Genomic DNA, 25,075 nt, shown 5'->3' with positions numbered 1-25,075 from the left:
GGTTTGTTATGAATATCAAAGACTTATTATCCAGCAAAACCCAGGCCGCTATGGTGGCTTTGGGTTTACCTGCCGACACCAATACAGCGGTGACTATCAGCACTAAAGTTGAATTTGGTGACTACCAGATCAACGGTGCTATGGCAGCCGCCAAATTGTTAAAAACCAATCCACGTGCTTTAGCCGAACAACTGGTGCAAAAGCTGGATCTTGCTGAGATGGCTGAAAAAGTCGAAATCGCAGGCCCGGGTTTTATCAATATTAGTTTGCGCAAAGACTGGTTAGCGGCACAGTTGGCTGATGCTGCGCAGAATCCACGTTTAACCTTAGGCGCCAATCCGAAACCACAAACTGTAGTAGTGGACTACTCAGCGCCCAATCTTGCCAAAGAAATGCACGTGGGTCATTTGCGCTCCACCATCATAGGTGATGCCTTGGTGCGCTGCCTGGAGTTCTGGGGCGATAAAGTCATTCGTCAGAACCATATGGGCGACTGGGGCACCCAGTTTGGTATGTTGATTGCGCATCTGGAAGACAAACTGGCTGCTGGTGTCGACTTAGAGCAAGTGGCTTTAGCAGATTTAGAAGATTTCTACCGCGAAGCGAAAAAGCGTTTTGATGATGAAGCAGGTTTTGCCGATAAGTCGCGTGATTATGTGGTGAAGTTACAAAGTGGCGATGCGCACTGCCAAAAGTTATGGCAGCTCTTTATCGACACTTCCATTAAACACAGCGAAGAAGTCTACCAAAAGCTGAATGTCACTTTAGGTCATGAGCATATCAAACCTGAAAGTGCCTACAATCCGATGCTGCAGCCTATAGTGGATGAACTGAAAGCCAAAGGTCTGGCGGTAGAAGATCAGGGCGCGCTGGTGGTGTTTTTACAGGAACTGGCCGATAAAGAAGGCAACCCTTCACCTTTTATCGTGCAAAAAACCGGTGGTGGTTTCCTTTATGCCACTACAGATTTAGCGGCCTGTAAGTACCGCAGCTTCGAATTGGGCGCTGACCGTATTGTGATCTTTACCGATGCCCGTCAGGCGCTGCACTTTAAACAAGTCGAACTGGTGGCCCGTAAAGCAGGACTGTTAAAGGACCATGTGGCTTATGATCATTGTCCTTTTGGCACCATGATGGGTGAAGACGGTAAGCCGTTTAAAACCCGCACCGGTGGCACTGTCAAATTAGCTGAATTATTAGAAGAAGCTGTAGTACGGGCTCAGGCTGTGGTAGAGCAAAAATCCTCTGATTTAAGCGCTGAAGAAATGGCCGAAGTCGCGCGCAAAGTAGGTATAGGTGCGGTGAAATTTGCCGACTTATCGAAAAACCGTACCAGCGACTATGTGTTTAGCTGGGATGCGATGTTAAGTTTTGAAGGTGCTACAGCTCCTTACTTGCAATATGCCTATACCCGTATCAGTGCTATTTTACGCCGCGCTGCGATAGATGAAGCTTTTACTGCGCCGCTACAACTTTTGGAAGAGCAGGAAAAACAGTTAGCAGTCAAACTGTTACGTTTAGAAGAAACCTTACAGGCCGTGATGAAAGAAGCTGTGCCTAACTTGCTGTGTAACTACTTATACGAGTTAGCCAGCCAGTTTATGAGTTTCTACGAAGCTTGCCCTATTTTAAAAGAAGGCATTGAACCAGAGCTGAAAAACAGCCGTTTAATGCTGAGTATTTTAGTGGCCCGCACTTTAAAACAAGGCCTGGATTTATTAGGTATTGAGGTGATGGAGCGGATGTAAATCTGCTTTGTCGCGGCTTTTGCAGACACAGGAACAACAGATGAAAATTGCAGATATCCGCCGCAGTTACACCATGGACAAACTGGATCTGGATAAGCTGAACGCCGATCCATTTCTGCAGTTTGAAGCCTGGTTAAAAGATGCAGTAGAGGCTGAACTGCCCGATCCAACCGCTATGTGTGTGGCGACAGTGGATGCGTCAGGCCAGCCGTCGCAGCGTCTGGTGTTGCTGAAAGATGTCAGCAGCAAAGGTTTTGTGTTTTACACCAACTTAGGTAGCCGTAAGGCCTCTGAGCTGGAGCAGAACCCTAAGGTAAGCTTGCATTTTCCATGGCATCCACTGGAGCGTCAGGTCATAGTGTATGGCACGGCAGAGCGGGTTCCGACCAGTCAGGTGATGAGCTATTTCTTATCGCGGCCAAAAGAGAGCCAACTGGCGGCCTGGGCCTCGGAGCAAAGCCGTCCAATCTCGACCCGTCAGGTGTTGATGCAAAAGTTTGCTGAAATTAAACATAAATTTGAGCATGGCGAAGTACCAGTGCCCTCGTTCTGGGGCGGTTTTTTAGTCAAACCTCATCAGATTGAGTTCTGGCAAGGCGGTGAACACCGGCTGCATGACCGCTTCATGTATAAGCAGCAAGCAGACAAAAGCTGGGCCATAGAGCGTTTATGTCCATAACCCCTCCTGTACAGGCCGCCGATACGCGGCCTGTATTATTTGATAGCCACTGTCATCTGGATTTGCCGGAGTTATTGCCGGAGCTGGAGCTGCATCTCGCCAATGCCAGAGCTTTGGGCGTGGAAGGCTTTTTAGTGCCAGCAGTGCAATCTTCGGCCTGGTCGCTTTTGCTGGAACTCAAGCAGCGTTATGGTTTTTACATCGCTTTAGGTGTGCATCCATGGTGGGCCTGCCCCACTGAACTTAATGCTTTAGCCGGACTTGAAGCTTTAGTCGCCTTACCGCAGGTTTGTGCCATTGGCGAAATAGGGCTGGATTTTGCATTGGATGAGCAAAGTTTTGCGATACAGCGTCAGTGTTTTGAAGCTCAGTTGCAGCTTGCAGCCAAACTAAAAAAGCCGGTGATTTTGCATCATCGCAAATCGCAAAATGAACTACTGCAAGTCCTCAAACAGCAGCAGTTTAGTCAGGGTGGCATTTTGCATGCCTTTTCCGGCAGCTTTGCCCAAGGTAAAGCCTTTATCGACCTGGGTTTTAAACTAGGGATTGGCGGTACTATCACCTATGAACGGGCAGAGAAAACCCGCAAGGCCGTGAAACAATTCCCGCTTGAGGCTTTAGTGCTGGAAACCGATTCGCCTTCGATGCCGCTTGCTGGTTTTCAGGGCCAAATCAATACACCGGCGCAGTTGCCTTTGGTGCTCAAAGTGCTGGCAGAATTAAGAGGCCAAGATCCGCAACATATGGCAGGAGTGTTTTGGCACACAGCAACAAAGCTTCTCAAACCATAACCTAAAGCAAATTCGCTGCATCCGCTTGTTTGCTTTTCCGCCATTTTTGCCATTGATGCACAATTTTGCTCCAGGTGCCGCGTAACATAAAAGCCACGACCCCAGCGAGTAACAACATCCAGAACACCTGGCGCATTAACTGCTGCCAGGCCTGAGTCACAGGTAATAAACTGGCATCCAGTTTCATACTGATTTTAATATAACCAATGACTCTGTCGTCCTGAGTGATCTCCTGCACCATGGCAAGCAGTGCTTGTTCGTGTTGAGGAGCGTATAACAACTGAGCCGCGGCTGTGCCTTCGGAGGCGGATAACTTCACGCCGTTGGCGTCATACACCACCACATCCTGCAAATAAGGCGTGGCAGCAATATGGGTGGTGAGCTGATTTAAGCTTTCTAACTGGTCATTATCAATCAGATAAGCGGCGGTATGAGACAGAGCCACTAAGGTCGATCGCATCAGCTCCGCACTTTGTTGTTGAAACAACAATTCACCTTGCTGGTTACTGTTCCACCACCATTGTGACAGCACCCAAATACCCAGCAAAGCCAGTAATAGCTGGGCCAGCCTGAAGTATTTTGAGTTTTTGTTGTGCTGATATCCGCTTAATTGCATGAATTTGCCTGATTTTTACACTGACAATGGCCTGAAAATGTCGGTAGAATGCCACGGCGACAGAATGAAGTACAGGTGGCCCTTTGAGCTTTTATTATAAGATTGATCCAAACTCCTTTGCTGACAACAGTTTAGTTCAGTGGCTGACGACTCATGACACTGTACTTTTGCACGCTTCAGGTTTTTATCAAAGCGAGCGTGACACTGCCGGCGCTGTTTCTGCACCAGAATTCTGGTCGTCGTTAGCGACAGAGCAAAGTCAGGCCAGCCTGAGGATTTTTTCTGGCAGTTTCAGCGTGCAGCAGTTATTCGCCATAGTGCAATTATTGCCCCCAGATGCGCTCTATCGTTTAGCTCTGTACCGTCCTCACGCTGATTTAGCTTTAGCGATACGCCTTGATTTGCCCCAGCCCTTAAGCTCAGAACAAACTCAGGCTCTGCGTCAGTTAAGTGAACACTGGACTGCAGAGCTGGTGTATCGGCCTGAACCGATATTTTTATCGCAGCCGGGCTTGCTGGTGATGGATATGGACTCCACCGCTATTGAGATTGAATGCATTGATGAAATAGCCAAACTGGCAGGTGTTGGTGAGCAAGTGGCTGCTGTCACAGCCCGGGCTATGAATGGAGAGCTGGATTTTGCCCAAAGCCTACGTCAGCGGGTGGCCACATTGAAAGATGCGCCAGAGAGCATACTGAAACAAGTGCTGGACGCGGTGCCGCTGATGCCGGGTTTAGCAGCTTTAGTGACATTTTTACAGCAGCATCAATGGCAAGTGGTGATCGCGTCCGGTGGTTTTACTTACTTTACAGAAGCCTTAAAACAGCGTTTAAAGCTAACGGCTACTTTTGCCAATCAGCTAGAAATTATCGATGGCAAGCTAACAGGACAAGTGTTGGGAGCTGTGGTGGATGCACAAACCAAAGCAGAGGTGGTGCAACAAATTGCCCGGCAATACCAGATCCCGCCACGTCAGACTGTGGCTATTGGCGATGGTGCCAACGACTTGCCTATGTTGGCCGAGGCAGCCTTGGGCGTCGCTTTTCATGCCAAAGCTAAAGTACAGGCCCAGGCCAAAGCAGCGATACGGCAAGGTTCGCTATTGCAGTTACTTTATTTGTTGGACAACTGATGCGACATCACCAACAGTCTGAATGGCTGGCCGTGGCTGATTATCAGCTACACCTGCGTCAACTAACACCTGTCCAGCCTGATTCGGCTTACCCTGTGTTGATGCTGCATGGTGCCATTGAAAATAGTCGGATTTTTTACAATGAAAAAGGCCGCGGGTTGGGCTGCTTTCTGGCAGATCATGGTTTTTATGTCAGTTGTGCCGATTTTGCTGGACGAGGTTTATCTCAGCCCAAAGCTGGCAGGGGCTTTAGTCATAGCCAGCAGCAGCTAATCTGTCAGGATATCCCCAGCTTAATCAGTCACTTGTATCAACAGTACCAACAGCCAGTGGTGGTGGTAGCGCATTCCTGGGCTGGTGTGGTGCTGGCTGCCAGCCTGGCCCGGTTTCCGCAGTTGCTGCCAGAGGTCAAAGCGATCGTCACATTTGGCAGCAAAAGAGTGATCAGTGTGCGGGGCTTTAAAAAACGTCTGCATATTGATCTGGTCTGGAACCGGCTTGCACCGCTGCTGTGCCGTTTGTATGGCTATTTACCGGCGAAACAATGGCGTTTGGGCGCGGATAACGAGCCTGCACAGTATTTGCTGGATACCATTGGCTGGATCCGCGGAGAGACGTTCACCGATCCAACGGATGGGTTTGATTATGCTGCGGCTTGTGCTGATGTCAGTTGGCCCGCTAGTTGGCATTTTGCAGCTATCGATGATCAGTTGCTTGGCCATCCGGTGGATGTGCAGGCTTTTCTGACAGAAACCGGTTTAAACCTTGGGCGTTATACCTTATTAGGCAAAACCCAGGGCTACTTGCAGGATTATGACCATATTTCCATGTTGACTCACCCGGACGCCAGCAGAGACCATTTTACTGAACTGGAAGCTTGGTTAAAGCAACTCTAGTGCTGTGGGGCGCTGGCCAAACGGGTTTTATTCAGAAAGTGTGATGGCAGCTAACAAGGCCAGGCGTTTTTGCTGTTGCTCCGCAATTTTTTCGTCGCTCAGGTTATAACGCAACAAAACTTCATCGGTAATATCTACGACCTCGCCGACACCCACCACGCTCCAGAGTTCCTCCTCCAACAGTTTCGCTTTATGAATCGCGTAGGTACTGACGTAGCCCAGTTCTTTGGCGATATGCTCCGTATCAGGACGACCAGTGCGGGATAAAAAGATTTTAAAAGCAAACAACAGATCCGTCGCCACCACATCATCGATAAAAGTTTTTTTAGCACTATGCAATTGAAAGTCAAAATCAAATTTGGTTTCAAAGCTTTGTTCCAGATGGTCCTGCTCTGGGATAAAACGCAGAAATACCTCGTAGCTAAATGGTACTTCCTGCCGCTTCATTTTTTTCAGCTGATTGGCAAAATGCAAATTGGTAGCGTTGTTTTTTAACAGCGGCAACATGGTCATCGAGTCGGCATCGTCACTGAATTTTGCCAGCAGTTTATGCAAGGCATTAGGTTTAGCGCCTATTGCGACCACATCCAGGTTGTAACGCACACCTTGTCGATGAACGTAAAATGCGAAACTATCCAGCGCTTTTACGTACATATTGCGCAGAGCTGGGCCCAGGCCCGGAAACTTAGGGGTTTCCTCCGCCATCGTCAGTTTGCTTCTGTTGTTATTGATCAATTGTTGAAAGAATATTTTGCCTGGATGATCATTGGTTGGGTCTATCACCCTCATATTCATAATTAGTTTGTTTTTACTGACGGCCATCACTTCATAGGCCAGGCCAGATAGCTGATGTTTGGTGGTGATTTTTTGTAGTTCAGGCAAGCTGATTTTTACCGTATCACCTTTTGAAAAACTGACGGGTTCGGCACATTCCAACTGCAGGCCTTTGCTGGAAAAATCCCGGCTGAACGCCTGTATATCGGCACCTTTTTCCTGCTCCAGCAGCACTGTGGTTTTGTATAAAAACCGGCTTTCGGAGCGTAAATTGACATACTGCACGGACGCACTTTCAATAGGGGGGATGTGTTCCAGCTTAGCGTGCCCAAACACCTTCAGTTTGTTCAGCAGTGCTGGATCGTAGCTCATTGCTTTGTAAAGGCTACTGCTATGAGCTGTACTGATATCAGTCAGAGTCACGATGTAACGCAAATGACGGATGAAATTTGCGATCAAAGGCGTAGGAGGCTGGTTAAGCTTCTGGACTTCCTGATCGGCACTATTGGGTAAAGATAATGGAATATGAGCATGCGCAGGCAAAGTACGCAACACCGACATTCTGAAGACACGAAAGCTGGGTTTCGCTGCACCAAAACCCAAAAATACCGATTTTAGTTCAGGAAACTGCAGCAATTCTTCGTGGGTTGCTGAATAAAAAAACAATCGGCCTTTGGCGGCATGAGTGAAGGTATAGAGCACAGTGCTGTGTTCATTCGCCTCTTTAGCCAGGCATTGTTTCAGGCGACGGACATGCAACATCTGAGGCAACACATTTTGTTGGCGCTCATCCTGAAAATAGTGCATCAAATGCCTGTTGTTTTCGGTGGTTAAGGCACAGCTTGGACTGGCTTTTCCTTCATGAACGGACAAAAACACAGGTAAAGTGCTGATCCGTGGTAAATAAAACTGTTCATACCCTTTGATAAACACCGCTTCGTAGGTGTTATCCAGGTTAACTTTGTAACGTCTTTTATTGCCGTGAATAAAGTGGTGCAGAAAGTCGGAAAAGCCTTTTTCGTCAGCCAGAGGTAAACGTTTCAGCCGGACGTAATAACTTTTGTCCGTAGGTTCAACGTCGATCACCTGATAAGGAATGCCATTATTGATACCTAAGGCAAACTCCTGTTCTAAGCCCCGGAAAAATATGGCAACTTTTTGCCCGGCTGTCATCTCTATTGCCTGGGGTATTTTTATTTTACAGCCAGAGACAGACAGATCGCTGGTGGTGGCAGGAAAAGACTCATCGTCTTGCAGCAGCACTTCAATATCAATAGAGAAGTTCATACGTTCTTCGCGGCGCACACTGTAACCTGCAAAACGGATCAAGCGGGCCGCTTTATAATCGTTTGCAGTGGCATCAAGGTCTGAAGCGAGAACGACTGGGTTGGATGCAGTTGACATCTCTCCGGATAACACATCCTGCAGTCTTTTATTGGTTTCCTGCTGATGTCTGACTCTGAAGTTATTGCTGGTATTGGTGACATCTTCAAAAATACCAATAGTGTACTGGCCATATTGCTTCAAACCTTTTTCGAAGGTCTGTATTGCGACCTCATCCAGATAATGAGTCTGCCCTTTATGTTCAAAAGGGCGAACGTCTCCGTCGACCCTGCCACGTAAATCGATATAATAACTGCAAGGTTGGGCCAGGCGTTTTAATTCCATCTTGATGAGGAATTGCTGCGATTTGGGCAGTTCAGCGGTCAATAACTTAAACTCCTCATCAAACAGCTGTGTGTTAATAAGGGGTTTCAGGCGTTCCAGCACGCTGCTATGAGCTTCTAAGTCGTTCGTTGTCATGCTCGCTTAAACACTGACAGAGCTGCTGCCCTGTATACATAATTGGGTTAGAGTAAAACCAGTACGATGTAAAAGCAATAATCGTGCCTTTTAATAAAAAGAGATAAAAAATGGCGAAAACTAAAAGTGCCTATGTCTGCAATGACTGTGGTGCCGACTTTGTGCGCTGGCAAGGCCAATGCACAGAATGTGGCGCCTGGAACAGTATTAGTGAAGTGCGCTTGCCAAGTCTGACAAAACAGCAACGTTTTGACGGTTATGCCGGAGCTACAGCGGCCAAAGTGATCCGGCTGGGTCAGGTCGATTTGCAGGATGTACCGCGTTTTAGCTCAGGCTTTGCAGAGTTTGACCGGGTGCTGGGGGGCGGTATAGTGCCAGGTTCTGCCATCTTAATTGGTGGCAGCCCTGGTGCCGGTAAAAGTACTTTGCTGTTACAGATTATGTGTGGCCTGGCGACGAATGACAAAGCCTTGTATGTCACAGGTGAAGAATCCTTGCAGCAGGTGGCTTTGCGGGCTCACCGATTAGGTTTACCCACTCAGAATTTAATGATGCTGGCTGAAACCAACGTCGAGACTATTTGTCAGTTGGCGCAGCAGGAAAAGCCTCGCATTATGGTGATCGACTCGATTCAGGTGATGCAGATGGCTGACATTCAATCTGCACCCGGCAGTGTATCGCAGGTGCGCGAAAGCGCAGCGTATTTAACCCGCTTTGCCAAGCAACAGAATGTGGCTGTGATTATGGTGGGGCATGTGACCAAAGATGGCTCATTGGCTGGACCTAAAGTGCTGGAACACTGTATTGACTGTTCTATTTTATTGGATGGTGACACAGATAACAGATACCGGACTTTACGGGGCAATAAAAATCGCTTTGGTGCTGTCAATGAGTTAGGTGTTTTTGCGATGACAGGGCAGGGCATGCGCGAGGTGAAAAACCCTTCGGCGATATTTTTAAGCCGGGGTAAGGAAGATACACCGGGTTCTATTGTGATGGTGTTGTGGGAAGGCACCCGGCCCTTGCTGGTGGAAATTCAGGGCTTAGTGGATTATTCGCCACTGAATAACCCACGTCGTGTCACTTTGGGTATGGAGCAAAACCGTATTTCGATGCTGTTGGCTGTGTTACACCGGCATGCCGGTATTCAAATGGCCGATCAGGATGTTTTTGTCAACGTAGTGGGGGGTGTCAAGGTCAACGAAACCAGTGCTGACTTAGCAACCTTGCTGGCATTGGTTTCCAGCTTTAAAAACAAGGCTTTGCCTAATGAGCTGGTGGTGTTTGGCGAAGTTGGGTTATCCGGTGAAATCCGTCCTGTACCCAGCGGGCAGGAACGCTTAAAAGAAGCAGCGAAACATGGCTTTAAACGCGCCATAGTGCCAGTGGCTAACGCACCGAAAGAAACCATTGCAGGAATGACAGTGGTAGCAGTCAGTAAGTTATCTGAAGCCTTGGATGCTTTGTAAACGCAAAGTGACGCATAAGCTGAAATAAAAAACGGCCTAAAAGCCGTTTTTTTATGTCTGTCCTTATCCCCTAAGTAATTGATGTTGCAGCGAGGCGACAAGTGAGTAAGACCCCAGCAGCATAATGAACTATGTGACCGGGGCGATACTCTTTCCCTAAAATCAGACGCAGTCAACAAAGCTGCAGCTTCAATGACGACGGGGATATTAATTCAGAGCGTTAGGGAAGTTCAGCAACAGTACCGCTTTGGCATCGTCACGTAATTTCACCAAACCAAGTTTGTCATAGCTGTCGACCATGATCTTCAGGGCTTGTTCGACCTGAGGTGAATCACGGTAATACTCGACAATGTATTTGCAACGGTTGGCTGCGGCTAAATGAGCTCCACGACGAACATAATAATCAGCAACCAGCAATTCGTAGCGGACCAGCTTTTCTTTGATGGCAAACATACGCTTTCTGGCGTCGTTGGCATATTTACTGTTCGGATAAGTGCTGACCAGTATTTTGAAATCCTCAAAACCTTGTTTGGTACTCGACATATCGCGATCGGCTCTGTCTATACCGACAAACTCCTGAAACGAATTTTCATCGACTTTAATATTGCTCAGACCACGCATGTAGTAGGCATAGTCCAGATCCGGATGGTTTGGGTTTAAGCGGATAAAACGGTCAATACTGGCTAACGCCTGAGTGGTGTCACCACTTTGATAATAGGCATAAATCAGGTCAAGCTGTACCTGACGGGATAAAGGACCAAATGGATAACGGCCTTCCATCGCCTTGAGCAGTTCAATAGCTCTGTTGTACAGACCCGAATCCAGTACATTTTTGGCTTCTTCATACATTTGCTGAGCTGATTGGTTGGTATTGACCAGCTCTTCCTCTGCATTTTTGTTCCCCGCACAGGCGGTTAGTGTTAAAGCGAGGGCGATTATGGCTAAAAAATTCACTTTCATTTAAAAATCCGCTACTACTTAAACCTATTGGCTATTTAGTCTGGAGTAAAACCGTTAAAATAACCTTTTATGGCCCGATTCTAACTCAGACAGTTCGGGTATGCACACAGGATAACTGGTTCCGACATGACAAAACAGATAAAACTTGCAGAAATTGTACCTGACCATCTTTTTGGTAAGCGCTTAGATCAGGTATTGGCGGAAATGTTCCCGGACTATTCGCGCTCCAGAATAAAAGAGTGGATCTTAGCCGATTGGGTTCAAATCAATGGCCAGCTCTGTAACACCCCCAGAGAAAAGTTACTGGGTGGGGAGTCTGTGCTGATCCAGGCCGAGTTACCGGACGATGAACGCTTTGAAGCTGAGCCTATAGAGCTGAATATAGTCTACGAGGACGAGCATATTATGGTGATCAATAAACCTGCAGGTTTAGTGGTGCACCCAGGTGCGGGTAATGCCGACGGTACCTTGTTAAATGCTTTACTGCACCATTGTCCTTCGATCGCTGAGGTGCCTCGTGCCGGTATAGTGCATCGTCTGGACAAAGACACCACAGGTTTAATGGTGATTGCCAAAACTATTCCTGCCCAGACTCACTTAGTCGAAGCCATGCAGGAGCGGGAAATTACCCGTGAATACGAAGCGATTTGTCACGGCACTATGACAGCGGGCGGGACAGTGGATGAGCCTATTGGCCGTCACCCGACCAAACGCACGCATATGGCGGTGACCAGTTCAGGTCGTCCTGCAGTCACACACTACCGGGTGATGGAAAAATTCCGCGCTCATACCCGTTTGCGTTTGCGTCTGGAAACAGGCCGTACTCACCAAATCCGTGTGCATATGACCTATATCAACTATCCGTTGGTGGGGGATCCTGTCTACGCCGGACGTCCACGTCCACCGCGTAAAGCTGATGAAGCTTTGTTAACTGTGTTACGTGGCTTTAAACGCCAGGCCCTGCATGCCGCTATGTTGCGTTTAGCCCACCCTATTACCAGTGAAATTCTGGAATGGCACGCTCCGATTCCGGACGATATGGTGCAGTTGACGCTGGCTTTACGTGAAGACACAGAAATTCATGGTCTGGACTTTGCCTGATGCTGAAAGCTGACTGGCCTGCACCATTTCATGTCAAAACTGCCATCAGCACCAGGGAGGGCGGGGTCTCTTTAGCCCCTTATACCGGTTTGAATCTGGGCAGTCATGTCAGTGATTCAGCACAGGCCGTGGCGCAGAATCGTCAGCTTTTTATACAGCAGGCCGCTATGCCTGCTGAGCCTTTCTGGCTGAACCAGGTGCATGGTACAGAGTGTGTGGTACTGGAGCAGACTGATTTTTCAGCGGGTCCTGTCACTGCCGATGCCAGTACTACCAAAACCAAAGGTCTGGTCTCTGTGGTGTTAACCGCGGATTGTCTGCCGGTGTTGTTTTGTGATGCTGCTGGCACTCAGGTCGCTGCTGCGCATGCTGGCTGGCGTGGTCTGGTGGATGGAGTGCTGGAACACAGCCTGGCACAGTTTTCTGATCCAATGACAGTCATGGCCTGGTTAGGCCCTGCTATTGGCCCCACAGCTTTTGAAGTTGGTGATGAAGTACGCCAGGCTTTTATTGCAAAAGACGCTAAAGCTGATGCTGCTTTTATATCTGTGCCGGGCAAAAGCGGCAAATGGCTGGCTGATTTGTATCAACTGGCTCGTTTACGTTTGAGGGCTTCCGGTGTCAGCCAGATTTATGGTGGCGGCTTTTGTACTTACACAGACCCTCAACGTTTTTATTCCTACCGTCGTGATGGTCAAACAGGCCGGATGGCAAGCTGTATCTGGATTGATTGATACAAGTCAAATTTTTGACGTTTTATCGCTTGATAATTAACCTCCGCTCCCCCATCTTAATGTCAACAGCAGTTTGAGGTGTGGGGAGATAGATAGTATGAGACTCGACAGATTCACCAGTAAATTCCAGTTGGCCATAGCCGAAGCTCAGTCTATGGCTTTAGGCCGTGACCATCAGTTTATTGAACCTATCCATTTGATGTTTGCTTTGCTGAATCAGGAAGGTGGCTCCACCAAAGATCTGTTCAGCAAAATGGGTGTCAACGCCAATGAATTGCGTTCCAAATTATCCCAAGCCTTAGAGCGTTTACCCAAAGTCGATGGGGTAGATGCCAATGTGCAGCTCTCTACAGCCACTATTAATCTATTGAATTTATGTGATAAATACGCACAAAAGCGGAAAGACCAATATATTTCCAGCGAGTTGTTTGTGCTGGCTGCCTGTGAAGATAAATCTGAACTAGGCCATTTGTTGCGTTTGCTGGGGGTGGATAAAGCTCTGGTAGAAAAAACCATTGAGCAAATCCGTGGTGGCCAAAATGTGGATGATCCAAACGCGGAAGACAGCCGTCAGGCATTAAGCAAATATACGGTAGATTTAACGGCACGGGCTGAAGCCGGTAAGTTAGACCCTGTGATAGGCCGGGATGAAGAAATCCGCCGTTGTATTCAGGTGCTGCAGCGCCGCACTAAAAATAACCCTGTGCTGATTGGTGAACCTGGTGTAGGTAAAACCGCCATAGTCGAAGGTCTGGCGCTGCGTATTATCAATAAAGAAGTACCGGAAGGTTTAAAAGACAAACGCGTATTGTCTCTGGATATGGGCTCTTTATTGGCGGGTGCTAAATATCGTGGTGAATTTGAAGAGCGGTTAAAAGCCGTACTGAATGAGCTGGCCAAAGAAGAAGGCCGGGTCATTTTGTTTATTGACGAAATTCATACCATGGTTGGCGCTGGTAAAGCCGATGGTGCTATGGACGCCGGCAATATGCTCAAACCTGCGTTAGCGCGTGGAGAGCTGCATTGTTTGGGTGCCACCACCTTGGATGAATACCGCAAATACATAGAAAAAGACGCAGCATTGGAGCGGCGATTCCAGAAAGTGGTAGTGGATGAGCCTTCGGTGGAAGATACCATCGCCATTTTACGTGGCTTGAAAGAACGCTACGAGCTGCACCATGCGGTAGAAATTACCGACCCGGCTATAGTGGCGGCCGCGACCTTGTCACACCGTTATGTCAGTGACCGACAACTGCCGGATAAAGCCATAGATTTAATCGACGAAGCAGCATCTAGTATTCGGATGCAGATGGATTCTAAGCCCGAAGAGCTGGACAGATTAGAGCGGCGCATTATTCAACTGAAGCTGGAGGATAATGCGTTGGCCAAAGAAACAGACGAGGCGACTAAAAAACGTCGGGACATGATCCAGGAACAAATTCGTGAACTGGATTTAAAATACAACGAGCTAGACGAAGTTTGGACCTCGGAAAAAGCCGCGCTGCAAGGCACACAAAATATCAAAGCCGATCTGGAACAAGCCCGGCTGGATATGGAAGTAGCACGGCGTGCCGGTGATTTAAACCGCATGTCGCAGCTAAAGTATGAACGGATCCCGGCGTTGGAAAAGCGACTGGATTTAGCTTCACAAGTTGAAATGCACGAAATGACCTTACTTCGCAATAAAGTGACGGATCAAGAAATTGCCGATGTATTGTCGAAGGCGACCGGCATTCCGGTTAGTAAAATGCTGGAAGGCGAGCGCGATAAACTGCTGCGGATGGAGCAGGAGTTGCAAAAACGTGTAGTGGGGCAAACCGAAGCCTTAGAAGCTGTCTCCAACTCTATTCGCCGCTCCCGTGCCGGTTTGGCCGATCCGAACAAGCCTATAGGTTCATTCCTGTTTTTAGGGCCTACTGGTGTGGGGAAAACCGAGCTGACTAAAGCTTTGGCGCAGTTCCTGTTTGATACCGAAGAGGCACTGGTTCGTATCGATATGTCAGAGTTTATGGAAAAACATGCCGTCTCGCGTTTAGTCGGCGCTCCGCCGGGATATGTCGGTTATGAGGAAGGGGGCTATTTAACTGAAGCTGTAAGGCGTAAACCTTATTCAGTGGTCTTGTTGGATGAAGTAGAAAAAGCCCATCCGGATGTGTTTAACATTCTGCTACAAGTACTGGACGATGGCCGTTTGACCGACGGACAAGGTCGTACTGTAGATTTTAAAAATACCGTGATCATTATGACGTCGAACCTGGGCTCGGATCTGATCCAGGAGCATTACCAACATCAGAACTATCAGCAAATGAAAGACATGCTGATGGAAGTGCTGAGTAAACATTTCAGACCAGAGTTTCTGAACCGTCTGGATGAAACCGTGGTATTCCACCCGCTGGACAATACACAGATCCGCCATATCGCTTCAATCCAGTTGCAACGTCTGCGTTCACGGTTGCAGGACAAGGGGTTTGGTCTGACGGTGACGGATGCGGCTTTAGATTTGCTGGCTGCAGCAGGCTTTGACGCTGTATTTGGAGCGCGGCCATTAAAACGGGCTATTCAGCAACATATTGAAAACCCATTGGCGCAAACGCTGCTAAAAGGACAGGTGAAGCCAAACTCAGTGGTCACTGTAGATGCAACTGAAGGCAGATTCTTGATCGGTGACAAGCTTTAATCTCTGTACAGTAGAATAAATTCAGCTTTTCTCGGTTTTAAAATCGTTAAAAGCTTGATTTTACAAGATTGATGAGCACTATTAGAAAGTACGGTCCAGGCCGTAACGCCTATCTATGTAGTGTTTGTTACAAATTAGCGTAAAATTTTGCTTGCAAAATAAGCTGTATCGGATAGCATGCGACTGTGAAATTATATCCATATTTACAAGGAGTTAACATGTTGAAGAAATCTTTGTTAATCGCGGCTCTGTCCGTTGCTTCTGTTGCCCAGGCAGCCGAAGGTTACTACTTTGGTGTTCAGTACGGTAAAGTTTCTCTGCAAAACGTATACGAAACTCAATCTGGTAACTTCGACACTTTAGGTGGTTCTTTTGGCTACCAAATCAATGATATGTTCGGTGTAGAAGTTCGTGGTCAAATCGGTAGCCGCGCTGACTCATTCCGTGATGAAGATGACACACTGATCAGCGTTAAATTAGAGAACAACGTTGCTTTAGTTGGTACTCTGACAGCGCCAATCTATGGCGGCTTCAGCTTAGTCACCCATGCTGGTGTTGCATCAAGCAGCTACTATGCCCGTACTTCTGCGGCAGGTGAAGATATCAGCGAAACTGGTTTAACTTACGGTGTAGCCGGCGTGTACAACTTCACTGATAAGTTTGCTGTTACTCTGGAAGCCAGCGTTCTGCCAAAAGTAAAAGAAGATGGTCTGGAAAATGACGTTAACGCTTTTGGTTTAGGTATCAAGTACAGCTTCTAATCCGTGCTGTACAAAGCGCAGAATGCCGGCCTAGTGCCGGCATTTTTATTTCTGCGCAGTGTGAGGTAAGACAATACCAGCAGTGTTCTGCTGGTATTTAAATTTACTTCAGGAAGCAAAAGTCCGGGTAAGGTTGGCGATCTCCGCGGCTTGCTGATGAAGGCGTTTGTTATTGTCTGCCACCAGTTGCATATTATTTAAATTTTCATCGGCTATATGCTGGATATTCTGGACATTGCTGGCCACTTCACTGGCCACCTGGCCTTGCTGAGTGGCCGCTGTGGCTATTTGCGATGATAAGTGATCAATGGTATTGACCATAGCGACAATTTGCGACAACTGTTGGGTGCTATGAGTAGATTGCGTCACACATTCGTCTACTTGTTCACGACTTTGTGTCATGGTCTTGCCCCAGCTCAGTAAGGTTTGCTGAATTTCACCAATAGAGCGCTGGATTTGTTCTGTGGCTCTGTGAGTTCTGGACGACAATGCCCTCACTTCATCTGCCACAACTGCAAAGCCGCGGCCATGTTCGCCAGCCCGAGCTGCTTCAATAGCGGCATTTAACGCTAACAAGTTGGTTTGATCCGCTATGCCCTGAATTTCTGTCATGACAGCGCCGATACGTTCAGCTTCAACGGCCAGGTTATCTGCAGTATTAGCCGCACCTTGCACTTCTACCGCCAGTTTTCTCACTGTAGTGGCGGTTAACTGCATCACTTGTTCAGCCTGGTGGCAAATTTGTTGCGCTTCACCGACTTTCTGATTGGTTTCCCCTGTACGCTGTGCAATATCCTGCACTGTGCTGCTTAGCTGTTGAGTGGCGGTGGCAATAGAGGTCAGTTGCTGACTTTGTTGATGAATACCGCGCTCTGTTAAATGCACGGCTTCCTCGAGTGTGTCAGCAATACTGGTGAGTTTATTGGTGCTGTCTTTGGTGCGACCCAACACAGTGCGTAAGCGGGCCTGATGCAGTTGATGCCGGAAGTCCGCCACTGAAAACGCAGTTTTACCGCTGTAGACATAACGGGAGACGGAATCAAAATCCTGACGCATCTGCTGTAACTGGGCCGGAATATCCACTAATTCGTCATACATCAGGGCGAAGAAAATAGCCGGAATAAGCAATGCAAACCATAAGGCATGGGAAAACAGTAATGCGCCTGCGATGATCAAGGCTAAGCTGCTACACAGTGCAATCAGGCGGCGTAACTGGCTATTGCCTCTCCACTGGCTGACTGCTTTACCTGCATTAATCGCCTGATAACAACGGTCTGCTCTTTGAATAAGCTCTGGACTGGCTTTGACACGTACAGACTGGTACCCCACCAGTTGTTGCTGCTGATAAATTGGCGTGACAAAGGCATCAACCCAATAATAGCGCCCATCTTTGCAACGATTTTTCACCATGCCGCGCCAGGATTGTCCTTGCTTTAAGTGACTCCACAGATCAGCAAAAGCGGCAGCAGGCATGTCAGGGTGACGTACCAGATTATGGTTTTTCCCCACTAGTTCATCTTCGGTGTAACCTGCGACCTGACAGAATGCCGGGTTGGCATAGGTAATCACACCACGTGTGTCTGTAGTGGAGACTAATTCTTGTCCTGCATCGTATTGAACTTCCTGGTCAACAATGTGCTGGTTGCGGCGGTTCATCTGTATTTCCTTTTTATTTATCATTCAGTTAATCTGGAGCAACGCGGTGGCATTATTTCAAAGATCTGTCAGATAAGCGAGCTCAGGAGCATTATGCAAGTATCTGCCATTATGACCAGAAAGTTGACTACGGTTGACCCGGATATGAGTTTATCTGTCTTAAAAGACATTTTTAATCAGTCAAAATTTCAGCATGTGCCTGTTATTGATGCGAGCCGACGTTTGGTAGGTATAGTGTCAGTGAAGGATTATTTCAAAGCTCTGGCTCCTGTGATGGATGCCGCCTCAGAAAAAACCTTAGACGTTTTTGTCACCAGTCGAAAAATTAAGCATGTGATGACCAGTCCTGTGATTGCTGTGCCGCAAGATTACCCTGTGGTGAAAGCGGCAGCTTTGTTGCTTAAACACAATATTGGTTGTCTGGCGGTAACGGATCAGGATGATCTGGCGATAGGTATCGTATCGTGGAAAGATATCATGCGGGTAGTTGTGTTGCAGGCGGCACGTAAAAGCAGATTAGCCTCTGGTGCCTCGTCTGAAGAAGAGTAAAATAACAGCATCTTTTGTGTCAGAGAAACTTAATCTGCTGGGACTCTTGTTTTTTATTCGGAGTCGCCCCATTTTAAGCTCTGCTTTTTTATCAAAATAAGGGATCAGCTTGAGTCATTTCCTCGAACAACGTCTGGCTGCACTTGGCACCACGTCATTTCAACATGCTATTAAAGGGATCAGACGGGGTATTGAACGGGAGACATTGCGGATTAAACCTGACGGTCAATTGGCACAAACCGATCATGCCAAAGCCCTGGGGTCGGCCTTAACTCATCCTTTAATTACCACAGATTTTTCTGAGTCTCTTCTTGAGTTTATCACTCCGGCTCAGACAGATATTGAAGTCACTTTAAAGCAACTGACCGATATTCATAAGTTTGCGTTATCCCACATAGGTGAAGAGCGGCTCTGGGCTGGGTCTATGCCTTGTTATATCAGCCATCAGGATGAAATCCGGCTGGCGCAGTACGGTAGCTCTAATGTCGGCACCATGAAAACAGTCTACCGCCAGGGATTGAAAAACCGATATGGCAGTATGATGCAGGCTATCAGTGGTGTGCATTTTAATTTTTCTATTCCGGAAGCGTTCTGGCAGCACTATCAGCAATTGTTGGGAGATACCGGGTCTTTGCAGGACTTTATTTCTGCTCAGTACCTTCACTTAATTCGTAACTACAAAAGATATGTCTGGTTGGTGGTGTATTTGTTTGGTGCCTCTCCGGCTATGTGTAGCTCGTTTTTACAAGGCCGCGAGCCCAAATATAAGTTCCAGACTTTAGGTAAAGGCTCTTTGTATTTACCTTATGCCACGTCGCTTCGGATGAGTGATTTGGGTTACACCAACAGTGCTCAATCCAGCTTAAATATCAGTTACAACAATTTACCGGATTATATCAAAGGCTTGCGTCAGGCCATTTCAACACCCTCTGCCGAATACGCTTCTATCGGTGTCAAAGTGGATGGCAAGTACCAGCAACTTAACAGCAATATTCTGCAAATCGAAAACGAATTTTATTCGACCATCCGGCCTAAACGCACCACCCAAAGCGGTGAGCGCCCCACCTGTGCCCTGAAACGCCGTGGTGTGGAGTACATTGAAGTGCGGGCTCTGGATGTGAATCCATTCAGTGCTGTAGGTATTAATGCCGAACAAATGCGTTTTCTCGATTTGTTTTTAATCTACTGCTTACTGGAGAAAAGCCCGGATTTATCGGCGCAAGAACAGGCAGTAACAGAGCAGAATTTGCGTAAGGTAGTGACTGAAGGTCGCAGACAAAATCTGGAGCTAGATGACAATGGTCAGCCGCGTTTAATGCTGGACTGGGCAGAACAGTTGTTTGCCGATCTGATGCCGATTGCAGACTGGATGGATACGGCCTATGGCGGTGATTGCTATAAAGCGGTAATAAAAGAGTTTTATTTAGGCTTACTGGACCCGAGCCAGACCTATTCAGGCAAATTACTCAGCCGTTTAATTGCCCAGCAACAGGACAGCCCTTATTATGCCTTGTCGTTGGCGGAGCAATACAGGCAACAACTCGCAGCAACCGACTATCAGATGTATAGCGAGGCTGAATTTGAAAAAATGGCTGAGCAGTCTTTAGCTGAACAACAAAAGATTGAGCAGGCGGATGATCTGAGTTTTGATCAGTATCTCGAACGCTATTTTGCTGATTTATAACGATAAAGCCGGACACTAAATTCGGCTTTTGTTGCCAAATTTTTGAGTTTGCAGATAAAAAAACGACCAGCAAGCTGGTCGTGAAAACTAAGGATAAGGATAATCCAGGGATGAAAAACAAAAACTTGGTTGAATCCGTTCATTGGGTTAGTCTGAGTTGTGTTTTAAAAAGTTCAGCGCCTGATGAAAAAAATTAAAAAAACTTTACTCTTTTTATCCGTAGCCACCATTCTGACAGGCTGTGCCACAGCCCCACCAAAAAATAGCTCTAATTTGTGTGACATATTCCGTGAACACAACGATTGGTATGATGCTGCAGCCGATATGCGCGACAAATGGGACGTGCCTATTCATGTGCCAATGGCGATGATGTATCAGGAAAGTAGCTTTAAACATGATGCTCAGCCTCCGATGCAGTATTGGTTTGGCTTTATTCCTGTCGGCCGCGCCAGTACAGCCTATGGTTATGCCCAGGTGAAAGACGAAACCTGGGAAGACTATGGCCGGGAGACAGGTAGTTATTTTGCCGCGCGTTCCAACTTTGACGATGCATTAGATTTTATGGGCTGGTATATCAATAAAAGTAGCCGTATCAATAAAGTGTCAAAGTCGGATGCTTATGCACAGTATCTGAATTATCACGAAGGCTGGGGCGGCTACAAACGTGGCAGCTACTATAAAAAACGCTGGTTGATGGAAACATCACGCAAGGTACAACAGCGTGCAACCCTGTATCAGCGCCAGTTACAAAGCTGTGAAGACGAATTTAAAAGTGGCTGGTTTTTTGGTTTATTTGGTTAACTGAATCCAGTCTTGTTTTGGAAGATGATAGTGTAGAGGCGCGGTTTATCTGCGCCCGGCTCCACTGTTCACTCAAGTGCGACGGATATGTTAGTTCTGTTGCAAATGGGGCATCAGTCGCACTGTTTTAATCATATTGTCCTGCACTTCAACTATCTCCATCGGACAACCTGCCAGAGTTAAACCTAAACTGGCTTCGGGAATTTCTTCCAGGTACTCCAACACCAGACCATTTAACGTTTTAGGGCCGTCCGTGGGGAAGTTCAGCTGCATATCACGGTTCAAATCCCGCAGGTTAATACCGCCATCGACCAGATAACTACCATCAGCCTGAGGCAGAATTTCATCATTCTGATAATCCGCAATATCTGTTGTGAAGTTACCCACCACTTCTTCCAGTATGTCCTCTAAGGTAACCAAACCCTGGATATCACCGTACTCATCAACCACCAGACCTATCCGTTCTTTTGAGCTTTGGAATTTATGCAGTTGAGTATTCAGTGGGGTATTTTCCGGAATAAAATAAATTTCCCGTACCGATCGCAACAAAGACGCTTTGTTTAACTGATCTTTTAACGCCAGACGGGCTAATTCGCGGCTATGGATAAAACCTAACGCATCATCGACGCTGTCGCGGTAAAGCAGAATGCGGTTGTGCTGTGCGTTGGACAACTGACGAACTATGTCTTTCCATTCATCATTGATATCGACCCCAACCAGTTCATTGCGCGGTATCATAATATCTTCGACTGTAGCTTTTTCTAAATCCAGTACACCGACCAGCATATTCTGGTGCTGTTGCGGAATTAAAGCCCCGGCTTCATGCACCACGGTTCGAAGCTCTTCAGAGCTTAAGCTGCTGCCATGATGTTGTTCGGCGCTGACTCCCAGCCAGCCTAAAAAAGTATTGCAGATTTTATTAAGTAACCAGACCACAGGGTAAAGCACTTTCATCAGTGGTTTGAGGACTACTGAACTTGGAAAAGCCACTCGCTCCGGATGCAAAGCGGCCAGTGTCTTTGGTGTCACTTCACCGAAAATTAAAATAATCAGGGTAAGAACTATACCCGCAATCAGAATACCGAAGTCGCCATACAACCTCATTCCTATCAGTGTACCGATAGACGAAGCCGCCACATTAACCAGATTATTACCCACCAGAATTAAACCAATCAGCCGGTCGCGGCGCTCCAGCATGGCCGTCACGCGCAGTGCAGCTTTATGTTGTTCATTGGCAAGGTGTTTAAGCTTGTATGGATTGACCGACATCATGCCGGTTTCGGAAGCTGAAAAGAATGCAGAACATAACACCAACAATCCCAAAACGATAAAGAGGGTGCTGGTTGAGATCTCGTCCAAAAGTACTGTACCTGTAGGGCTAATCGAAGCTATTTGATAGTACGAACAGCCCGTCAAGTCAAGCCTTTATAACCAGAGCGCGGAAAAAGCTATTATCCAAGCCGACCCAATATCACTTCCCTGACAAAGCGGCTGCCAAAATAAGCCAGAGTCAATAACAAGCTACCGGTAAAGGTGAGGGCTATGGCAAGACGACCCCGCCAGCCTCGCTGAGCGTGGCCCCATAACAACACAGCGAACACCAGAAAAGCGACAGAACTCAAAATGTTTTTATGCAGATTGTGGGCCGCCAGCCAATTGTCGGTAAAAGCGGCACCGCTGAATAAGGTTAAGCCGAGTAACAAGGTCCCCAACAATAGCACCCTGAATTGCAGTCGCTCTACTTGCAACAAAGGGGGTAAAAACTGATTACCCAGCATGAAATCTTTTTGTTTCAATTTTTTACTGATGTAGTGCACCTGCAGCGAGTGCAAGGTGGCTACAATCAGCAAGGTATAAGCGACAAAGGCCATTATGATATGCATCAGCAAAATGGGGTTATGCTCAAAATGCTGCATTTGCACTTCAGCAGGCAGCCACAATACCGCCAGTTGTGTCAAGGCAGAAAAGCCATAGACTATAGGTAACAGCAAGACAGTTGGCGTGCGTAAGGCCGTGATAGTAATGGCGGTACTGATCAACCAACACACCAGCGAAATCACGTTCAACAGACTAAAGTTCTGACCCGAGTCGGCAAAAACCGAGTCGGCCAGAAACAGCATGTGACAGACAATAGCCATCACCGCTGCGCTGAACACTAATTTATAGTCAGGGCCTTGTGGATGCACCAAGCGCGACAAAACCAAACCTGTTGCCAGCAGATAACCAACCAATGCCACTCCGGGTAACAGCTCAACTACCATAAATCAGATCCTGTTGATTCGTGAAGATTTAACATTCTATTGCAAATTACTCGCATTTGACAGAGTACCCTTGTGTATTCGCAGCGACACTGGGTAGGAAGATGTCAGCCGAGTAGTTACTCGCTTCAGGTTTATACGATATAATCCGGCCATATTGTATATCAGGTGCTAAGTTATGTTTGAAAACCTGTCGGACCGCCTCACCAAAACGCTGAAGAACATCAGCGGTCGTGGTCGTTTAACTGAAGATAATATTAAAGAAACCTTACGTGAAGTACGGATGGCGTTATTAGAAGCCGACGTGGCTTTGCCTGTGGTGCGTGACTTTGTCAATCAGGTCAAAGAGCGTTCTGTTGGCATTGAAGTCAGTAAAAGCCTGACTCCTGGTCAGGAGTTTCTGAAAATTGTCCGTAAAGCATTAGAAGATGCGATGGGCGAAGCCAACGAAGAACTGGCTCTGAATGTTCAGCCTCCGGCTGTGGTGTTGATGGCAGGTTTACAGGGGGCGGGTAAAACCACTTCTGTTGGTAAATTGGCTAAGTTCTTAAAAGAGCGGAAAAAGAAAAAAGTATTGGTAGTGTCTGCTGACGTCTATCGTCCAGCCGCTATTAAACAGTTGGAAACACTGGCGAGAGAAGTTGGGGTTGAGTGTTTCCCAAGTACTGTCAGTCAGAAACCTATCGATATCGTCAACGCTGCTATAGCTCATGCCCGCTTACAAATTTTTGATGTGCTGCTGGTCGATACCGCCGGTCGTTTACACGTAGACGATGACATGATGGGCGAAATCAAAGCCCTGCATGCAGCGGTTAAACCTATAGAAACGCTGTTTGTGGTGGATGCCATGACAGGTCAGGATGCGGCCAATACAGCAAAAGCGTTTAATGAAGCATTGCCTTTGACCGGTGTGATCCTGACCAAAGCCGATGGTGATGCCCGTGGTGGTGCTGCGTTATCTATCCGTCATATCACAGGCAAGCCGATTAAGTTTATCGGTATGGGCGAAAAAACAGACGCCTTAGAGCCGTTCCACCCGGATCGAATCGCCTCCCGTATTTTGGGTATGGGCGATGTGATGAGCCTGATTGAACAAATCGAGCAGAAGGTCGACAAAGAACAAGCGGCAAAAGTCGCTGCCAAAGTGATGAAAGGGCAGGGCTTTAGTTTAGAAGACTTCCGCGATCAGTTAGTGCAGATGCGCAGTATGGGCGGTATGATGTCAATGCTGGATAAATTACCCGGCATGAAAAACTTACCCGCTGGTGCCATGGATCAGATGGGCAATAAGCAGTTCAATAAAATGGAAGCCATTATTAACTCCATGACCAAAAAAGAGCGTTTGTTTCCCGATTTGATTAAAGGCTCGCGCAAAAAACGTATTGCCGCAGGGTCAGGCACCCAAGTGCAGGATGTAAACCAACTGCTGAAACAATTTACCCAAATGCAGAAAATGATGAAGCAGATGTCGGGTAAAGGCGGCTTAATGAAGATGATGCGTGGTATGGGCGGCAAGTTACCACCGGGCTTATTACCTCCGCGTTAAGTCCTGCTCAATAGCACGGCCGTTGGCTTTTAGCAAAAGCTGAAATATGCGGCCAAAGCCCGAAAAACCTTGCAAAGCAGGCAAAAATCCGTACAATTCACCGACCCCACGGTCTGACCGCGGGGTTTGTTATTTTTTTAAATCCTGAACGATTATTAGAGGACGGTATGGTAACTATTCGTTTACAACGTGGTGGCGCGAAAAAGCGTCCATTTTACCAAGTTGTGGTAGCGGACAGCCGTTTTGCTCGTGATGGCCGCTTTATTGAGCGCGTGGGTTTCTTCAACCCAATCGCTGGCGGTGCAGAAGAGCAAACGCGTATTGACTTAGAGCGTATCAACCACTGGGTATCGCAAGGCGCTTCTTTAAGCGACCGCGTTGCTTCATTGGTGAAAGCTGCTAAGAAAGCTGCTGCTTAATAGCTAAAATAAAGGTCGGA

Annotated in this window: 21 protein-coding genes; 15 read left to right on the top strand and 6 right to left on the bottom strand. The window is 47.4% G+C overall.

The features are described from left to right. The first annotated feature begins 8 nt into the window (after window positions 1-8). Genes argS through SD53_RS00750 form a run of 3 tightly spaced genes read left to right on the top strand, consistent with a single transcriptional unit; the run spans window position 9 to window position 3,218 of the window. Entirely contained in the window at window positions 9-1,748 is a 1,740-nt protein-coding gene (gene argS, locus SD53_RS00760; protein WP_046518286.1) for an arginine--tRNA ligase, read from the top strand. Window positions 1,749-1,788: 40 nt separating this feature from the next. Further along, on the top strand, window positions 1,789-2,427 hold the full coding sequence (gene pdxH, locus SD53_RS00755) for a pyridoxamine 5'-phosphate oxidase (RefSeq protein ID WP_046518285.1): 639 nt from the start codon (window positions 1,789-1,791) through the stop codon (window positions 2,425-2,427). Continuing rightward, window positions 2,418-3,218 (top strand): TatD family hydrolase, encoded by an 801-nt coding sequence (locus SD53_RS00750; RefSeq protein ID WP_046518284.1) that lies wholly within the window; start codon window positions 2,418-2,420, stop codon window positions 3,216-3,218. The genes pdxH and SD53_RS00750 overlap by 10 nt, the downstream gene beginning before the upstream one ends. 1 nt (window position 3,219) lies before the next feature. Here SD53_RS00750 and SD53_RS00745 read toward each other — a convergent pair whose 3' ends face one another. Further along, on the bottom strand, window positions 3,220-3,834 hold the full coding sequence (locus SD53_RS00745) for a membrane protein (RefSeq protein ID WP_046518283.1): 615 nt from the start codon (window positions 3,832-3,834) through the stop codon (window positions 3,220-3,222). An 83-nt stretch (window positions 3,835-3,917) separates the two neighbouring features. Between SD53_RS00745 and serB the strand changes: the two genes are divergently transcribed. Beyond that, the gene (serB, locus tag SD53_RS00740; protein ID WP_046518282.1) at window positions 3,918-4,967 is read left to right on the top strand and encodes a phosphoserine phosphatase SerB; all 1,050 of its coding nucleotides are present in this window, start codon (window positions 3,918-3,920) and stop codon (window positions 4,965-4,967) included. Beyond that, on the top strand, window positions 4,967-5,863 hold the full coding sequence (locus tag SD53_RS00735; RefSeq protein WP_046518281.1) for an alpha/beta fold hydrolase: 897 nt from the start codon (window positions 4,967-4,969) through the stop codon (window positions 5,861-5,863). Before serB ends, SD53_RS00735 begins: the two co-directional genes overlap by 1 nt. Before the next feature lie 27 nt (window positions 5,864-5,890). Here SD53_RS00735 and SD53_RS00730 read toward each other — a convergent pair whose 3' ends face one another. Then, window positions 5,891-8,440, bottom strand: a complete 2,550-nt coding sequence (locus tag SD53_RS00730; RefSeq protein WP_046518280.1) for a PilZ domain-containing protein — start codon at window positions 8,438-8,440, stop codon at window positions 5,891-5,893. A gap of 110 nt (window positions 8,441-8,550) precedes the next feature. Here SD53_RS00730 and radA point away from each other — a divergent pair, with 110 nt between their 5' ends. Beyond that, entirely contained in the window at window positions 8,551-9,909 is a 1,359-nt protein-coding gene (gene radA, locus SD53_RS00725; RefSeq protein WP_046518279.1) for a DNA repair protein RadA, read from the top strand. Window positions 9,910-10,116: 207 nt separating this feature from the next. Here radA and SD53_RS00720 read toward each other — a convergent pair whose 3' ends face one another. Then, a complete protein-coding gene (locus SD53_RS00720) occupies window positions 10,117-10,869 on the bottom strand; it encodes an outer membrane protein assembly factor BamD (RefSeq protein ID WP_046518278.1) in 753 nt (250 codons plus the stop codon). Window positions 10,870-10,995: 126 nt separating this feature from the next. Between SD53_RS00720 and rluD the strand changes: the two genes are divergently transcribed. From rluD to SD53_RS00700, 4 genes are all read left to right on the top strand, one after another. Beyond that, window positions 10,996-11,970: a 23S rRNA pseudouridine(1911/1915/1917) synthase RluD gene (rluD, locus tag SD53_RS00715; RefSeq protein WP_046518277.1), complete on the top strand. Its 975-nt coding sequence runs from the start codon at window positions 10,996-10,998 to the stop codon at window positions 11,968-11,970. Next, a complete protein-coding gene (gene pgeF / locus SD53_RS00710) occupies window positions 11,970-12,704 on the top strand; it encodes a peptidoglycan editing factor PgeF (protein WP_046518276.1) in 735 nt (244 codons plus the stop codon). The genes rluD and pgeF overlap by 1 nt, the downstream gene beginning before the upstream one ends. 97 nt (window positions 12,705-12,801) lie before the next feature. Continuing rightward, entirely contained in the window at window positions 12,802-15,381 is a 2,580-nt protein-coding gene (gene clpB, locus SD53_RS00705; protein WP_046518275.1) for an ATP-dependent chaperone ClpB, read from the top strand. Window positions 15,382-15,599: 218 nt separating this feature from the next. After that, a complete protein-coding gene (locus SD53_RS00700) occupies window positions 15,600-16,142 on the top strand; it encodes an outer membrane beta-barrel protein (RefSeq protein WP_046518274.1) in 543 nt (180 codons plus the stop codon). A 108-nt stretch (window positions 16,143-16,250) separates the two neighbouring features. Here SD53_RS00700 and SD53_RS00695 read toward each other — a convergent pair whose 3' ends face one another. Continuing rightward, window positions 16,251-17,798, bottom strand: a complete 1,548-nt coding sequence (locus tag SD53_RS00695; protein ID WP_046518273.1) for a methyl-accepting chemotaxis protein — start codon at window positions 17,796-17,798, stop codon at window positions 16,251-16,253. Window positions 17,799-17,891: 93 nt separating this feature from the next. Between SD53_RS00695 and SD53_RS00690 the strand changes: the two genes are divergently transcribed. The 3 genes from SD53_RS00690 to SD53_RS00680 all read left to right on the top strand — a co-directional run bounded on the left by SD53_RS00690 (window position 17,892) and on the right by SD53_RS00680 (window position 20,832). Next, on the top strand, window positions 17,892-18,347 hold the full coding sequence (locus SD53_RS00690) for a CBS domain-containing protein (protein WP_046518272.1): 456 nt from the start codon (window positions 17,892-17,894) through the stop codon (window positions 18,345-18,347). Window positions 18,348-18,456: 109 nt separating this feature from the next. Then, window positions 18,457-20,031 carry a glutamate--cysteine ligase gene (gene gshA, locus SD53_RS00685; RefSeq protein ID WP_046518271.1) on the top strand — a complete coding sequence of 525 codons (1,575 nt, stop codon included), beginning with the start codon at window positions 18,457-18,459 and terminating at the stop codon, window positions 20,029-20,031. 183 nt (window positions 20,032-20,214) lie between these two features. Continuing rightward, entirely contained in the window at window positions 20,215-20,832 is a 618-nt protein-coding gene (locus tag SD53_RS00680; RefSeq protein WP_046518270.1) for a transglycosylase SLT domain-containing protein, read from the top strand. Window positions 20,833-20,922: 90 nt separating this feature from the next. Here SD53_RS00680 and SD53_RS00675 read toward each other — a convergent pair whose 3' ends face one another. After that, window positions 20,923-22,191, bottom strand: coding sequence for an HlyC/CorC family transporter (locus tag SD53_RS00675; RefSeq protein WP_046518269.1), 1,269 nt, complete (start codon window positions 22,189-22,191; stop codon window positions 20,923-20,925). 92 nt (window positions 22,192-22,283) lie between these two features. Then, window positions 22,284-23,093 carry a cytochrome C assembly family protein gene (locus tag SD53_RS00670; protein ID WP_046518268.1) on the bottom strand — a complete coding sequence of 270 codons (810 nt, stop codon included), beginning with the start codon at window positions 23,091-23,093 and terminating at the stop codon, window positions 22,284-22,286. A 175-nt stretch (window positions 23,094-23,268) separates the two neighbouring features. Here SD53_RS00670 and ffh point away from each other — a divergent pair, with 175 nt between their 5' ends. Continuing rightward, window positions 23,269-24,636, top strand: a complete 1,368-nt coding sequence (gene ffh, locus SD53_RS00665; protein ID WP_046518267.1) for a signal recognition particle protein — start codon at window positions 23,269-23,271, stop codon at window positions 24,634-24,636. Between the two features lie 167 nt (window positions 24,637-24,803). Further along, entirely contained in the window at window positions 24,804-25,055 is a 252-nt protein-coding gene (rpsP, locus tag SD53_RS00660; protein WP_046518266.1) for a 30S ribosomal protein S16, read from the top strand. Window positions 25,056-25,075 lie beyond the last annotated feature (20 nt).

Origin of the sequence: Rheinheimera mesophila (assembly GCF_000986865.1) — a bacterium.
GTDB classification, from domain to species: Bacteria; Pseudomonadota; Gammaproteobacteria; order Enterobacterales; family Alteromonadaceae; genus Pararheinheimera; species Pararheinheimera mesophila.
This window is presented reverse-complemented; position numbering and strand designations above follow the sequence as displayed.

What these genes read in the sequence shown, in the direction of transcription:
- pgeF (WP_046518276.1), top strand. Translation starts at nt 11,970, where the DNA reads ATGCTGAAAGCTGACTGGCCTGCACCATTTCATGTCAAAACTGCCATC.
- SD53_RS00690 (WP_046518272.1), top strand. Translation starts at nt 17,892, where the DNA reads ATGCAAGTATCTGCCATTATGACCAGAAAGTTGACTACGGTTGACCCG.
- SD53_RS00680 (WP_046518270.1), top strand. Translation starts at nt 20,215, where the DNA reads ATGAAAAAAATTAAAAAAACTTTACTCTTTTTATCCGTAGCCACCATT.
- argS (WP_046518286.1), top strand. Translation starts at nt 9, where the DNA reads ATGAATATCAAAGACTTATTATCCAGCAAAACCCAGGCCGCTATGGTG.
- clpB (WP_046518275.1), top strand. Translation starts at nt 12,802, where the DNA reads ATGAGACTCGACAGATTCACCAGTAAATTCCAGTTGGCCATAGCCGAA.
- SD53_RS00750 (WP_046518284.1), top strand. Translation starts at nt 2,418, where the DNA reads ATGTCCATAACCCCTCCTGTACAGGCCGCCGATACGCGGCCTGTATTA.
- SD53_RS00735 (WP_046518281.1), top strand. Translation starts at nt 4,967, where the DNA reads ATGCGACATCACCAACAGTCTGAATGGCTGGCCGTGGCTGATTATCAG.
- SD53_RS00730 (WP_046518280.1), bottom strand. Translation starts at nt 8,440, where the DNA reads ATGACAACGAACGACTTAGAAGCTCATAGCAGCGTGCTGGAACGCCTG.
- SD53_RS00745 (WP_046518283.1), bottom strand. Translation starts at nt 3,834, where the DNA reads ATGCAATTAAGCGGATATCAGCACAACAAAAACTCAAAATACTTCAGG.
- rluD (WP_046518277.1), top strand. Translation starts at nt 10,996, where the DNA reads ATGACAAAACAGATAAAACTTGCAGAAATTGTACCTGACCATCTTTTT.
- rpsP (WP_046518266.1), top strand. Translation starts at nt 24,804, where the DNA reads ATGGTAACTATTCGTTTACAACGTGGTGGCGCGAAAAAGCGTCCATTT.
- SD53_RS00700 (WP_046518274.1), top strand. Translation starts at nt 15,600, where the DNA reads ATGTTGAAGAAATCTTTGTTAATCGCGGCTCTGTCCGTTGCTTCTGTT.
- SD53_RS00670 (WP_046518268.1), bottom strand. Translation starts at nt 23,093, where the DNA reads ATGGTAGTTGAGCTGTTACCCGGAGTGGCATTGGTTGGTTATCTGCTG.
- SD53_RS00695 (WP_046518273.1), bottom strand. Translation starts at nt 17,798, where the DNA reads ATGAACCGCCGCAACCAGCACATTGTTGACCAGGAAGTTCAATACGAT.
- pdxH (WP_046518285.1), top strand. Translation starts at nt 1,789, where the DNA reads ATGAAAATTGCAGATATCCGCCGCAGTTACACCATGGACAAACTGGAT.
- radA (WP_046518279.1), top strand. Translation starts at nt 8,551, where the DNA reads ATGGCGAAAACTAAAAGTGCCTATGTCTGCAATGACTGTGGTGCCGAC.
- ffh (WP_046518267.1), top strand. Translation starts at nt 23,269, where the DNA reads ATGTTTGAAAACCTGTCGGACCGCCTCACCAAAACGCTGAAGAACATC.
- SD53_RS00720 (WP_046518278.1), bottom strand. Translation starts at nt 10,869, where the DNA reads ATGAAAGTGAATTTTTTAGCCATAATCGCCCTCGCTTTAACACTAACC.